This is a genomic window from Floridaenema aerugineum BLCC-F46, assembly GCF_041929345.1.
Taxonomy (GTDB): Bacteria; Cyanobacteriota; Cyanobacteriia; order Cyanobacteriales; family Aerosakkonemataceae; genus Floridanema; species Floridanema aerugineum.
Window position 1 is genome coordinate 125592 of the sequence record NZ_JBHFNQ010000206.1, and the last position, 13700, is coordinate 139291.

Annotated in this window: 12 protein-coding genes and 1 pseudogene; 7 read left to right on the plus strand and 6 right to left on the minus strand. The window is 41.4% G+C overall.

The genetic code is table 11. The features are described 5' to 3' along the window. Positions 1 to 131: 131 nt before the first annotated feature. The 4 genes from ACE1CC_RS27685 to ACE1CC_RS27700 are packed head-to-tail and all read left to right on the plus strand — an operon-like array spanning position 132 to position 4309. Complete coding sequence (locus ACE1CC_RS27685; protein WP_413273657.1) at positions 132 to 1259, plus strand: hypothetical protein; 1128 nt, start codon at positions 132 to 134, stop codon at positions 1257 to 1259. Position 1260: 1 nt separating this feature from the next. Next, positions 1261 to 1977 (plus strand): hypothetical protein, encoded by a 717-nt coding sequence (locus ACE1CC_RS27690; RefSeq protein ID WP_413264737.1) that lies wholly within the window; start codon positions 1261 to 1263, stop codon positions 1975 to 1977. 14 nt (positions 1978 to 1991) lie between these two features. Next, positions 1992 to 3581, plus strand: coding sequence for a hypothetical protein (locus tag ACE1CC_RS27695; protein WP_413273658.1), 1590 nt, complete (start codon positions 1992 to 1994; stop codon positions 3579 to 3581). Positions 3582 to 3592: 11 nt separating this feature from the next. Continuing rightward, complete coding sequence (locus ACE1CC_RS27700; RefSeq protein WP_413273659.1) at positions 3593 to 4309, plus strand: hypothetical protein; 717 nt, start codon at positions 3593 to 3595, stop codon at positions 4307 to 4309. Here the strand turns inward: ACE1CC_RS27700 and ACE1CC_RS27705 are convergent. The 4 genes from ACE1CC_RS27705 to ACE1CC_RS27720 all read right to left on the minus strand — a co-directional run bounded on the left by ACE1CC_RS27705 (position 4300) and on the right by ACE1CC_RS27720 (position 7018). Next, positions 4300 to 5172, minus strand: coding sequence for a hypothetical protein (locus ACE1CC_RS27705; RefSeq protein WP_413273660.1), 873 nt, complete (start codon positions 5170 to 5172; stop codon positions 4300 to 4302). The two genes, ACE1CC_RS27700 and ACE1CC_RS27705, sit on opposite strands and share 10 nt — an antisense overlap. A 2-nt stretch (positions 5173 to 5174) precedes the next feature. Beyond that, positions 5175 to 6245, minus strand: a complete 1071-nt coding sequence (locus tag ACE1CC_RS27710; RefSeq protein WP_413273661.1) for an AAA family ATPase — start codon at positions 6243 to 6245, stop codon at positions 5175 to 5177. Between the two features lie 60 nt (positions 6246 to 6305). Beyond that, complete coding sequence (locus ACE1CC_RS27715) at positions 6306 to 6542, minus strand: lipase (protein ID WP_413273662.1); 237 nt, start codon at positions 6540 to 6542, stop codon at positions 6306 to 6308. A 152-nt stretch (positions 6543 to 6694) separates the two neighbouring features. After that, positions 6695 to 7018: a helix-turn-helix domain-containing protein gene (locus ACE1CC_RS27720; protein ID WP_413273663.1), complete on the minus strand. Its 324-nt coding sequence runs from the start codon at positions 7016 to 7018 to the stop codon at positions 6695 to 6697. A gap of 681 nt (positions 7019 to 7699) precedes the next feature. Here ACE1CC_RS27720 and ACE1CC_RS27725 point away from each other — a divergent pair. Together ACE1CC_RS27725 and ACE1CC_RS27730 are read left to right on the plus strand one after the other, a co-directional pair. After that, positions 7700 to 11074, plus strand: coding sequence for a DUF3987 domain-containing protein (locus ACE1CC_RS27725; RefSeq protein WP_413273664.1), 3375 nt, complete (start codon positions 7700 to 7702; stop codon positions 11072 to 11074). Positions 11075 to 11160: 86 nt separating this feature from the next. Next, positions 11161 to 12096 carry an RpnC/YadD family protein gene (locus ACE1CC_RS27730; protein WP_413273665.1) on the plus strand — a complete coding sequence of 312 codons (936 nt, stop codon included), beginning with the start codon at positions 11161 to 11163 and terminating at the stop codon, positions 12094 to 12096. On the opposite strand, the gene ACE1CC_RS27735 is transcribed toward ACE1CC_RS27730, so the two are convergent. Beyond that, entirely contained in the window at positions 12084 to 12473 is a 390-nt protein-coding gene (locus ACE1CC_RS27735; RefSeq protein WP_413273666.1) for a hypothetical protein, read from the minus strand. The two genes, ACE1CC_RS27730 and ACE1CC_RS27735, sit on opposite strands and share 13 nt — an antisense overlap. Further along, a pseudogene (locus ACE1CC_RS27740) lies at positions 12473 to 12812 on the minus strand (DUF5674 family protein). The gene ACE1CC_RS27735 and the pseudogene ACE1CC_RS27740 overlap by 1 nt, the downstream one beginning before the upstream one ends. A 221-nt stretch (positions 12813 to 13033) precedes the next feature. Between ACE1CC_RS27740 and ACE1CC_RS27745 the strand changes: the two are divergent. Beyond that, positions 13034 to 13498, plus strand: coding sequence for a hypothetical protein (locus ACE1CC_RS27745; RefSeq protein ID WP_413273667.1), 465 nt, complete (start codon positions 13034 to 13036; stop codon positions 13496 to 13498). Positions 13499 to 13700: the final 202 nt, after the last annotated feature.

Sequence of the window (13700 nt, forward strand, 5' to 3'; positions counted from 1 at the left end):
GGCGCGTGGAATCAACTCCACCGCCTCCTTATACCCCCGATATCTTCTCTCTCTTTCCTCTGCGTCCTCTGCGTCTCTGCGGTTCATTTATAAAGAGGATTTTACCCCTCAATATTTCCCATTAAAAAATCATGCAACTTTTCGCACAAATCACGCCACCCACAACAGGTGGTGAAGGGTCAGCCTTAGACATTGTTAACGAATCAATTAACCTAGCTAAAGCCACATCAGAAGCTTGGAATAAAGTTTGGATTAGCACCATCGACCCCATTGCTTCTGGACTTTGGGTAGGTCTAGTATCCCTTGGTATTATCTTAGCTGCCATTAGCATTCTCTTCCTAACTTTAACCAGTGGAAAAGACATTATTGAAAAACAATCTTGGTCAGAATTAGCTGCATTATTCATCTGGCCTATTGTGATTATGCTATTCTTAGGTGCTAACGGTAAATTGCTCGCCAACACCGTTATTTTTACCAGAAACTTCGCCTACAAACAAGTACAAAGCGTTCTCGTAGCGCAACTCGGAGAACTCACATTCAGAGACGCAATCGCTAACGTTACTATCAGTAATATCGGTAAACAACAACTAGAAAACCTCTACAGCGATTGTCGTAATAAAGTTGGTGAAGAACTAGTAACTTGCTGGAACTCCAAACGAGAAGCCGCACAAAGAATTGTTGATGAAGCTGAAAAACAAGCTGCTGGTTCCACCCCTTTAAGAGCCTTACGAATTTTCGCCGAAATGCTTTGGAATAATAGTTTACCCGGTGCTGCTCAAGATGCCATTACCTTAATAAACGACCCAGGTTCAGTATTTAGAGAAAAAGCCATCCCCATCATTCGATTTATTCTGTACAGCCTACAATGGGCATTCGTAAATATGCTAGAAGCCGCACTTTTACTAACAGCATTATTTTCCCCCATTGCAATGGGTTTATCCCTACTTCCCTTACAAGGTAGACCGATTTGGGCTTGGGCGACAGGTTTTTTAAGTTTATTTGGAACACAACTAGGTTACAACATTATCGTCGGAATCGCAGCCGTTGTTTTAGTCAACTCTGGAGCCGAATTAGCCAGCGATGTCGCCTTTTTATTCTTCATCAGTATATTCGCACCTGGACTAGCTCTTTTAATTGCTGGTGGAGGTGGAATCGCCTTATATAACGGTATCGCTGGTAATGCCAAACAAATAATTGATGTGTTTAGTAACGCCATCGGAGCCGCAACAACTCTGGCAATTCACAAGGGATTTAGATAACATGAAACTTCAACGATTTCAACAACCCGCATTGTTGCCAGAAGCCAAGAATTTACTCGCTTTGTGCTTCCTAATTTTAACGGGAGTTAATATTATTACCCTCATTTTACACTTATTCGTAGCTTACCGAATCAACTCGGTAGCTGCGATGAAAACAACCCAAGTTCAATTAATCAACGGTCAAACTTACTACGTTTCGGAACGCGATAGACTTTTCCGGTATTCATCCGTTATTCAAAACTTCGTCAAAAATTGGACAGAATTAACCTTTAACTGGGATAACAAAATCCCCGGTAGTAACGAAACCGACCCAGGTATTAAAGTTAATTCTAAACGAGTGACAACCAGTAGCTATTTTGCTTCCTTATTAATGGAACCAGAATTTGGCAAAGCCTCCCTAGCTCAAATAGCCGAACTCGTTCCCAGTACAGTATTTTCCGGTCAATTACGCTCTACAGTCATTATCTCATTCATCTCAGAACCTAGAGAAATTCGTCCAGGTGAATGGGAAATAGACATGATAGCAACCCGACTGCTGGTTGACCGCACATTGGGAAGAGATGAAAGGATTCCTTTCAATCGCACTTTCAGGATAAAGGCGGTAGAAATTCAAACCTCTCCTTTAGGAAATCAAGCTTCTGCATTTGAACAGAAAGTCTACGAACTTCGTTCCGCCGGATTAGAAATTAATCGCATCACTGAATTTAAACCAAACTAAAGTTAAGGAAAAATATGAACTCAACTAAACCACAAACTAACTACGAATTTGATGACGAACCAGATGGGATTGAAGAAACCTATTCTAGTAATAACAATCATCGACTTGAGCCAGAAATCAGTCGAAATGATGAACTAGAATTTGCGGGATACGACGAAGAAGCAGACGAATTACTCGCATCTGAATATAGAATCAAACAGGAAAATGAGCCAACAGAAACTCTTCCGGTTTCCGAAAAACCATCGGTGCGAATGTTTTCCGTATTGGTTGGTACTGGTATAGTTTTCGGCATTTTTGGCTTTCTTTGGTTTACCTTTTTTGCTCCTAAACCCGTTCGCCAACCAGCAAAAACTTCAACTCCTGAAGTTACTTCATCTGCTTCTCATGATGAGTCAGCAGAACTCAAAAGTCGGTTGGCTTTTCAAGACCAACAACGGACAATAGAAGCTCAACCACTTACACCAAAAGAACGTTCAACTGTAACTCCTACTCCTCAACCTACACTGACACCAAAACCTACATCAAAAACCGTACCAGTTGCTAGAACTCCTGAACCTCCTAGACGAGTGCAAAACTTTAATCCATCACCTAGAGTTGTACAGACTATTCCTCCAGTCTCTCGTCCGATACAACCACCACCGCGTTTAATAACATCGCCTCCACCTTCGACTTCCAAACCATCAATTCCTGCTGAAAAAGTAGACCCCTACGAACGTTGGACGCAGTTAGCTGCTTTAGGACAAATCAGAGGAGAAGTTGCTGAGGTTCCTACTACTGAAATACCCCCCAGTACGCAAAACCAACAACAAAAACAAGTAAACTCGCAGCCAAAAGTTGATTCCCAGATAGCTACCGTCACTATTGGTGATACCAACAAGAGCACCATGAGTCCAGGGGAAATCGGAATTCTTAACCGTACCCCAGTTAACCAAAACAGCGATGTCCAAATAGCCATCGGGTCATCCGCTAAAGCAAAGGTAATTGTACCGATGATTTGGGATGAAGCTGGTCAAAGTCCCACAGGTGGAAGATTCGCCGTGCAATTAACTGAGGATATGAAGGCTGCTAATGGAGGAATCGCTTTACCATCTGGTACTATCCTGATTACTGAAGTAAATAATGTAACTCGCTCAAATCGGCTGGTATCTCAAAGTGTGGTAGCACTTGTCTATCCTGACTCCAGCGGACGCATCCATCAAGTACCGATACCTGCTGGACACTTGGTAATTCGTGGTGAAAATAACCAACCTCTGATTGCACAAGGTTTATTTGATAGAGGTTCTGAAATTGCTAGGACTGATGTTTTAGTTGGAGTTCTCAGTAGTTTGGGACGGGTAGGAGAAATCGTTAATCGACCTACTCAAGAAGTTTTTAGTCAGCAAAGTGGTGTTTTTGGAAGTACTACCACACAAACTAGCAACAGGTCACAACCTAATATATTAGCAGCTGCTTTAGAGGGGTTTTTTACACCTACAGCACAACGTTTGCGCGAGCGTTCTGACCGCAGTACGCAAGAACTTTTAAAACGAGGTAATGTGGCTATTGTTCCAGAGGGAACTGAAGTTTCTGTATTTGTTAATTCCTTTGTTTTTGTCCGTCGATAAGCTAAAATAAAATGAAAAAAATCTGTTTAATTTTAGTTCTTCCAGCTTTGGTAAGTTTCACTTTTTTGGGTGCTGTAAAAGTTGGAAAAGCTCAAACATCGGCATTGAGAATAGTTGAAAGAAATGCCGCCATAAATACGACTACTAATCTCCAAGTATGGCGTGGTCGAGCCAGCGTTATTGACTTTACTCAAACAGGTGAAGTTGTTACTTATATTCGTTTAGCAGACCCGTCTAAAGTTGTGTTGAATACTGATGCTGAATTAAAAACTAACCAAGCTCGAATGATATTTGTTCAATCGATTCAAACACTACGATTTCCCGGCGCTATTACAACTCCTATTACTAATTTATTTGTGAAAACTCGTTCTTCTGAAGGTGTTGAACGTCTTTATACATTTAATATTGTTCACTGTTCGGGAAAAGCTACCAATAACGGTATTGCTATTTCTTCAGTTACACCTAATCGGGAACAGAATGTATTTTTAGCTAATAATCAAACTTTATCAATTGCTGATGTTGAACGTGGTTTGGAAGTTGCTATTAGAAGAGGTTATACTACTGTTAATGACCCGGTGGTATTTAAAGTTCGAGAGTTTCTTGATTTAGTGCGAAATGGTACAACTGTTGCTCAAGCGGTTGAAAGAACTAACTTGTCAATTTCTGTTGTTATTTCCCTAGCAAAGTTAGGACTGATTGACACTCTTCAATCTCAGCCTCAAAGCTGAGAAATTCTAGTTCTTAACTCGATTAAATCGGAATGTCGCTCGATGTCAATCCGAGCTACAGCCCAATTAAAAAATGTTTTTAGAGATATATATTGAGGTTCTTGCCTTTGCATTTCTTTTTGAATATCTTTGCCGTGAAACCAGATCATATACTGCTTCTGCGACCAAAATTCTACTTGATTAAATTGCTGCTGATAGGTAGCTAGATTTGCTTCAAAATTATTTAGCGTAACTGTTTCAACAGCTTGTCTAAATTGGTTAATTAATGTTATAGCTTCAGTTCGACAATCTTGCACTGCCAGGGACAAGGGAAGTTGACCGCTACCCCCTGTCCAAGTTGTCTTGAGTTGCGCTCGCGTTGCGCTTGAAAGCAATAGCTCACCTAAAGCCCATCGTACAGATTGGTACTCTTGCAAACTTCTTGCCGCAGTTTCAATCCATTGTGTAATTCTGTCAATACCTGGAGAATCGCCATGACCCCATTTTGAATTGGGATTTTCCAGTTTCTCGATATATTTTTCTCGCCAATAAGCATCAATCAAGTCAGGCTCTAGCAAATAGTTCTCAATGCAAGCCCGATGAGTTAACCAAATTCGTTGACCGCCTAATTGAATCAATCGTACCTCTTCACTTGGCTGGGCATCAAAGTCGCGGTCTCGGAAAACAAGATACCTTTGATTGCCAATCTCTTGAGGAAAAAAATAACCCTGTGCGAATACAGAAAAGGTAAATTTACTACCAGAGGAAACAATTGTAGGACGCTCTGTTGGTAGGGTTTCTAAAACTCGCTCCAGCAGTTGAATATCCAAACTGCTCTGCTTTCCTTCACAGAAAATAATTTTGCTGCTACTAACAACGCTCACAATTACACCTCTAGCCTGATAATCTGTGCTTCAGGCACCAATTGCTCCACATAATCAGAGTGAGTCGTAATAATAAACTGATTATTATTGCCTAACTTAGGTAAAGCTCTCAGCAATGCTTGTTGCATTGGTGGGTGGAGGTGCAATTCAATCTCATCAATTAAGATGACTGAATTATGAATATTCCAATTGGCAAAGTCCATTAACATTGGAAAGACCGCACGTTCGCCTCCAGACATCTCAGAAATTTCATACTGATTTCTGCCGTCGTGAAGATAAAACCAGGGTTCACTCAAAATATCATCTATATTCTCTCGCAAAACAGGGCCTTCAAAGCTACGTTCGGGAAAAACTGCTTTGTAAGCTCGTTCAATTTCGGCATATAAGTCTTTTTGTCCTGGTCTGAGTTGCCTAATTCTACCTCTCTCAATATCTTGATGAAACTGCCGCCATTTGGAAAGCCGATCGCGCAAAGTATCCTCAGTAATTTCTTGTCGCCGTTCCGGGTCTTCAGTCGTTAAGCTGGTAGCAGTTCTTTGCTCTGTGTACCAAAGAACAGTGCCTACTCGCTCAAACACCCCAAAGCCTTCAGAACGAAGCAATTGTTTAGCGTATAATCGTCCTTTAAATTGAAATAACTCAGCAGCAGTACTCGCTTGAACACGCTCATCTGGGAAGCGCCATTTAAGTGTCACACTATGTTCTTGTCCAGGAGGAACTGTTAAATCACGTCCCATCTGGTGTAGTTGTTGGTAGAACTCTTCAACTGCTTTGAGTTCTTGTGACGAAAACTGTACCTCTAAAGTGACCTCCGGCTCGCATTTTTTCCAGTTGTTTCCTAGCAATTCATAGTTAAATCCTGCCCAATCTAAATCAGATAATTTCTGTAACCTTCCCGTAGCCGTGCCTAATGTTGCCGCGATCGCTTGTAAAAGGCTCGTTTTCCCAGATCCGTTCATCCCAATTAGAACAATTAGATCTCGTGCTAATCCAGTTTCTGGATCGGTAAAATCAAATACCGGAGGATTCCGAAATTTCTTGAAATACTTTAGCTCAACAGATTGAACTTTCATTTGGGAAGTCTCTAAAGGCAGGAGAAACAGCAGCTAATATCTACTTTTTTTGGCTTGATTTCATTGTAAATCTTCAATCAAACTATCAACACATCCCTCATAAGAAATATAGGGTACTTTAAAAACAGGTCTTAATTCTTCCCAATCTTTCACTTGAAAAAGATTTGGTGCTAACTGTTCTAAATAAGAACGACCAAACTCAAATTCCATATCAATATTTCGTATCTTCGACAACACTTTCTCAGAAATAGAAATTTTCTCACAAATTTCCATTTCCGAAATTCCCTTAATTGCCATACTGTCTATTAACAAAACATAAAGCCTCTTCCGGGATAAAACCTCCGGTAATAAATCAGCTTTAATCCGTTGTAAAAATAAATCCCGCTTCTGAATTTGTTCGGGACTTAACGTAGTATTTAAATAATCAATTAATGGATCTTCTTCACTTGTTACGACGCTTTGCGATACTTCTGTTGCTGCGCTTTTTTTTTACGAGCGATCGCTTCATAAGGATCTTCATCCCCTTCCGCATATTGCATCAACTCTGTCAGCGACCAACCTATCGCATAAGCAAACTGCATTAACTTTTGCAATCTGGGGTCGGCTTTTCCTTCACACCAATTAGCCAGAGTATTAAATGCAATTCCTGTTAATCTTCCTAACTCCCTAGAACTACCAATTCGCTCATCTTCCATCAACGCCCTAATTAACTGACCAATGCGTTGATGGACTCGGCTATCTACTACGACATTTTCTTCTACTTTTGCTGACATTCCAGTTTCCAACTAGCCAAGAAGTAACAGCAGGGGTGGTAGGGCGGCCTACATCATAACAGGATAACCTAATTAACTGCTGTTGCAGATCCCTGGTTCGATTACCCCGAGTGATGCCTTAATCCTGACTTTTACAATTCTTTACTTGATCAAATTTATGCTCAATTATATTATATTGTATGGTCAATCTTATGAAGAACATCAATCTGATACAATTCACTGATAAAGACCTTTCTGAGAGTATACTCTCTAAGATAGTAGTGCCCCACTCTTAACTCTAGCCGAGTCTCAAGTGAGGCTATTACTTAAACCAACGCGAACAGTTAGTCAGAAAAACCCATATAGAATGCCCATTCTGTCAGTTTTTCTTTCCTGAACTAGATCGCTTCTTCCAAAAGCCATAGTCTGCCGGAGCTTACCGGAGTCTAGGCCAACGTAGTTTCATGTAGCCGGAGGCTAACTTACTGTCATATAGCTGGAGCCCAACTTACTTTCATATAGCCGGAGTCTAGTAGCCGGAGTTTAAAAGCCGGAGTCTAGGAGCCCAGACAAGCTATTGTCAGTGCTTCCATATTAAAACATTGGAAGCTCTGAATCAATAGGTATGTTGTAGTACTTCCACGCTCGGACATTTTTGTGTTCTAACTCCGGCTCCCACAAACCCTTCAAAATGGAGCCAAAATGCACAACAATTCTTCATCCCATAACAACCTGAAAACCCGTCTTGTTCAAGGCTTATCCTGCATCCCTTCAGACTGGCAACTCTGCCTGCTGGATAACAAAAAAGTTCCACAAGGCTTAGGCTGGCAAGAAAAGCCACTAACTCCCGCCCAAATGGAAGAAGCTGTAACCAACGGCTTTCTAGTGGACAAAGCCGATGGCACTCAATACCGCTGTTACCCCAAAGGCTACGGGCTGATTACAGGCACACCAGTCACCATCAACCGCGAAACCTTTTACCTGATGGCATTAGACCAAGATGGAGCTTCTGCTAGAGAAAAAATTCTGCAACTCTCAGGTGGCGAAGAACTGCCCAAAACAGTCGCCTTTACCTCCCGTCGTCCAGGGCGCTGTCAATACCTATTCCTCATTCCAGAACAATACGCCCCATCGCTTCGTACCAAGAAATTCCTCACCGACGTAACTGGAGATGATGGAAAAAGCGAACAACTAGAACTGCGCTGGACTGGACTACAATCTTGCCTACCTCCCAGCATTCACCCTACCACTGGCGAATACATTTGGGTTCCCGGTTGTGCTCCCGATGAAATTCCCATAGCACTCGCACCCATCTGGCTCATCGAAGCCATGCTCATCGAAAATGAAGTAACAAACTCCACACCTCATACACATTACCAAGAACCAAAATTGACTGATATTGATTGGGCATTATCCTATCTCGCCGCCTTATCTCCCAGCCGAGCCGATGACTATAACCAATGGTGTAATGTAGGGATGAGTCTCAAATCCATTGACGATTCTCTACTTTATGAATGGGATAAATGGAGTCGCCTATCCTCCAAATACCAACCAGGGGAATGCGAGAAAAAATGGAAAACCTTTAATAAAAATGGTGTTGGTATTGGTACCCTCGCACACTGGGCTAAACTTGACGGATGGACTTCACCATTCAAAAACCAAAATGTCATCAATAACCGAAAAAATTACCAAACAGATAGCAGTAACTCAAATGGCAATGGTAATCATCATTCCTTGTACAACCAAGTAACAACCATCGTTACTAGCGACCTAAACCCACCTCAACAGACAGCAGCTATTGTCGAATTATCCTCTGACAATGGCTATTCCTTAAAAGGAGTCAAAGATTTAGCAGTTGAAATTGAAACTTATATTAATCAAACAGACAGCAAAACCGAAAATGTCTTAGAACTTAAGAAGCTTCTCAATTATCGACGCGAACAGCTAAATATGAGCCAAATTTTGCCTACACCCTTAGCCTCAGCACTTTTAAGTAAAGCCAATTCCGACTCCATTGACCCGGTTTATCTTTACCAATATCTCCTAGCAGCTTGTGGAAGCGAAATGGGCGGACACATTGGCATTATTGGTAAAGAAGGTGCAACCTTAGCAGACAGTTGGATAGAGTATCCCATCTTTTGGACAATGGTTGTTGCTTTACCATCGGCGGGTAAAAGTCAGACAATGCGCTCTGTATTTAGCCCCATCAAACAACGCTATAAACAAGCCAAAACCGAATATCGAAAAGTCCAACAGCAACTAGAAAACTTAAAAGAAAAATGGGAAGAAAAGTCTCAACAACAAAAGGAAAAACTTCTAGAGAGCTCGGAAAATCCCCGGATATTCAAAGCCACAATGCCTGCTCCTCCTCCCAAAAAAATCATTGAAGCTGGAAGTCCTGAAGGTGCCATACGTCGGATGAGCGAACTAACACCCAGAACTGGTTGTACCTGGGTTTTTGATGAATTGCTGCGCTTGTTGAAATTAGATCAATATAAAGATAGAGGAGGCGATACTCGACAAATCTTACTCCAAACCTGGAATGCTCCGGCTGATATTGAGTTTGAACGTTCTAAGGAAGAAAACGCTTTTCATCTTAAAGATATCTGTTTAAATTTAACAGGAGCTACTCAATTATCCAAAGTCAAACAGTTATTTAGCGACCCCGATGATGGAGATGGATTGATTAGTCGATTTTTAGTCGCACTACCAACAACACCCAGTAACTTCGCCGTTTGGTCAGATTTAAAAGTCTCTATCGACCAAGAATTACAAGAATTGTACGACCACCTGCGCTTACTACATAAACGGTTGTCAGGAACACAAGAAGACGAGGAACAGGAACTATCCCCGCTTTTCTTGTCCTTTACTAAAGAAGCACAACTTCGCTGGAAACACTGGTGGGAAGAAGTCAGACGCAATCAACAAACTGTAGAATTTGAAAATCCCGCGTTTTTTGCTTATTTGGGCAAAATGCTCAGTCAAACCCTGAGATTAGCCCTATTGCTCCACTGCATGGAGTTGAAGTACGAACAAAAAAACGACCCATTCCAAGTCGGTATTGATACCCTAGAAAAAGCCATCCTCGCCGCTAAATTTAGCATCGGACAGTTCCGCATTCTCCAAACTAACAATCACGCCACTGACGAAATGCCTGGTCGCCTCTCCCTCATTCACGCTTACGCCCTGCGAAAAGGGACAGAAGTATCCGCAGTCCAAGTCCAAAATAGCGTTTTCAAACGGGCTAAACCAAAGCCCACCTTAGCAGAAATCCGTCAGGACTTCGCCATCCTCACAGAAAATGGATACGCTGTTTTATCTGGCAAAGGAAAAGACCTTCGGATTAGAGCAATTCCGGTAAACGAAGCTCGCATCGGAAATCCGAAAAGTTCCGAACCCTATTACGATATAACTCAAAACTTCCGAACGCAGACTTCAAGAGGCACTCAGCCTCCCGTTACCCGAATTTACGACTTTCCCGACAATTCTTGGACAACTCCATCTAGTAATGGCGACTCACAGGACAATTCCAATAATTCTACAAATGGTCAGAATTATCGGAATTATGACGATGTTGTACCCTCAAAAGTAGAGGCAGAGCCAATTCCCGACGAAATTACCGCGCCGGAAAATTGTCCTAACGATGTCGTATATTCCGAAAACATTCCATCTAGTAACGTTGCGACACCGGAAACACCAGCACGGGGGGACGGCGAAAATTCCGAGGAGGTGAATTTGCGATCGCAAAATCAAGCAGAAGAACGTCATTTAACTCTTGAGCAATTGCAAACTCTGCTGGCTTGCTATTCGAGTGCGAAAGCCCTTGCAGAAGCTAGTCCAGAAATGCCTGCCGAGAGTATCGTTTCCTTGTTTGCGCCGTTAGATAATCTGCTCAGAAGCTGGGGTATCGAACCAATTGGAAAAGTTTGGGAACAAGTGCCTTATAATCCGCAACTGCATCAACCAGACACGAACGATCTAATTGAGGGAGAATTGGTGTTTGTCAAGTTTATCGGATATAAAGATGGTTCGCGCATTCTCTGTCCTGCTCAAATCAGTCGCACTCGAAACTGCTGAGTTTAGTCTTAGCAACATGGCCCGATGGAAAATTTTCCATCGGAACTGACTGGAAAAATCAAAAGTAACCTAGTCGGGATTTCTGAATGGTTAATGACCTGAGATCGGATTACGATAGTGCTTGGAAAGAAGCACTCACCGTTTATTTTGAGCCATTTATGGCCTTTTGCTTCGCAGATGCTCACGCCGACATTAATTGGGAAAGAGGTTATGAAACCTTAGACACGGAATTGCAAGAAGTAATTCGTGATGCCGAAATCGGAAGGCGTTTAGCAGATAAACTGGTAAAAGTATGGCTGAACTCCGGCGAAGATGCTCTGGTTTTAATTCATGTCGAAATCCAAGGACAAGTGCAAACAGACTTTGCCGAGCGAATGTATGTCTACAATCATCGACTGTTTGACCGCTATCGACAAAAAGTATTTAGTTTTGCCGTATTAGGAGACGAAAATAGCAATTGGCGGCCAACAAGCTATAGTTATCATCGATGGGGATTTCATAGTAGTTTGCAATTCCCAATAATAAAACTACTAGACTATCGAATAGATACACTAGAAGAAAGCACCAATCCTTTTGCCATTATTATCGCGGCTCACTTAGAAACCCAAGCAACACGCAATGATTTACAGCGCCGTTTTCAGTCAAAATTAAGTTTAGTGCGACGACTATATGAGCGTGGCTATACTAAAAATCAGATTTTGGAGTTGTTCCGGTTTATTGAATGGATGATGATTTTACCGGATGCAATTCAACAAGAGTTTAAGTTCCAAATCAGGCGAATAGAGGAGGAAAAACAAATGCCATACATCACCAGTTTTGAACGAGATGCCAAATTAGAAATTGCTCGTGAAAATGTAATTGAAGTTCTAGAAACACGGTTTTCAGTAGTGCCAGATGCCTTGTCCCAAAGGATAAATTCTCTCAACGATCTAGCACTCCTAAAACAACTGCATAAACAAACTATCACTGTACTTTCATTAGAAGATTTCGTACAAATGTTAACAGAAACTCAAGGAGAATAAGAAAAGACAGAGGCTAAATCAGAATTTAGCTCAACCTTTTCATCATCTTCTAACCAACCGGACATTTGTAATAAACAATCCGCTCGATTGCGGGCATATAACGATAAAATATTTCGGGCTGATTCAATCGGAAAATCTTTTCTCCAAGCTAACAGTTCTCTTTGCATTCCGGCTAATTCCAATAAAAATTCTTGGGGAACATTGCTAGCAGACCATTCAATCATTAAAGCAGCTTCTCGTAAAAGATGATTGGTTAATGAATCCTGTTTGGGATTGATTGATTGCTGCGATATAGTAGCAAGAGTTGAGGCTAAATTACCCAACTGTTGTTGCCAATCTAAAGTAGTGAACCGTTCGTATAATTTTTGGCGTTCCATTAGCTGACCTCTAATAAATGACGTACAATTTTTTCTATTATCTCTCGCAGTATCGGATTTTGGATTTCCATTGACCGATTTTGCTGACGGGGACGGATATTAATTAAAGATTCTTTCCCCAACTGACTTGTTTTGAGTAAACCAATCTGCACCCCAAATATCTTGCTGTTGACTGCCATCCTCTAATAAAATCTGTTCGCAATCAGCATGAAGTTCTCCTCCTCCGGCAATAATTTCTCGCGCTATATCTACTGCTAGTTTAATTCTTAATCCAAAATAGGTTTCTGCCATTTGCTCAATTTGTTCTGAGGTGGCAGGTTCGCGAATAATTAGAATCATCTTTAAACAACTAGTATCATCAGTTACTATAGCTTCTGTAGAAGAATTTCTACAAATTTTAACAGAAATCTAAGAGTTTTTCTAGTACTATTTTGTTCAAAAAAACGAAACATCAAATAAACTCCGCGCCTACCGTCGCGGAGCCAGAAAAAATTGCCATTCAATTCACCGATATGCGCCACAAAAATTTCGGTGAATATCTCGAATAGGAGATTAAAACAATGAGCATTGAAGCTATCAACGACACATTTTTCCCCGTATTTTTGTTTATCGTTTTCTTTAGTAGTGCTTGCTGCTTTCTCTATAATCCTGCTGAAATCGCATACCTTTCTTCGCTTCCAATTGAAACGTCGTCACCATTAATTCAACAACAACAACTAATTGTTGAATCCAAGCAATTGATGCCAGAAGCAGTTACTATCAATACTCAATTGATTACACTTCGACAAGCTCGAGCGATCGCCAGTGCCATCAAAAAAGCCAACCCTTCACTTGGTATTCAGCAGAAAGTAAATGGTTCTGATGCTAGCGTCCAATGGCTGCGAATTCAAATCAAAAATCGTTTGGAACAAGCCCCAGAACTGGTAACTCCGATTATTCTTGAACTTGCTCCAACTGCATCCAGTTCACAGCCCAAGTCTACAAAGGTTTCTCGTGACAACACCCACAACCGAAAAGTTGGTTAGCATTACTTCTGCTAGATGTGTATATACCGCCGTCTAATTAAATCTAGCTCGGTTTTTTCCGTATCTATAATCTCTAGCAAACTTTCATACCAACCCATGAAAAGTATTCTTGCGCCGGAAGTGAAAGTGGGTTTCTGCATCTGCCAAGGTTTTTATCGCATCAGTAATCGCCTTTTTCAATCCCACTTTTTCCAGCCCGCAG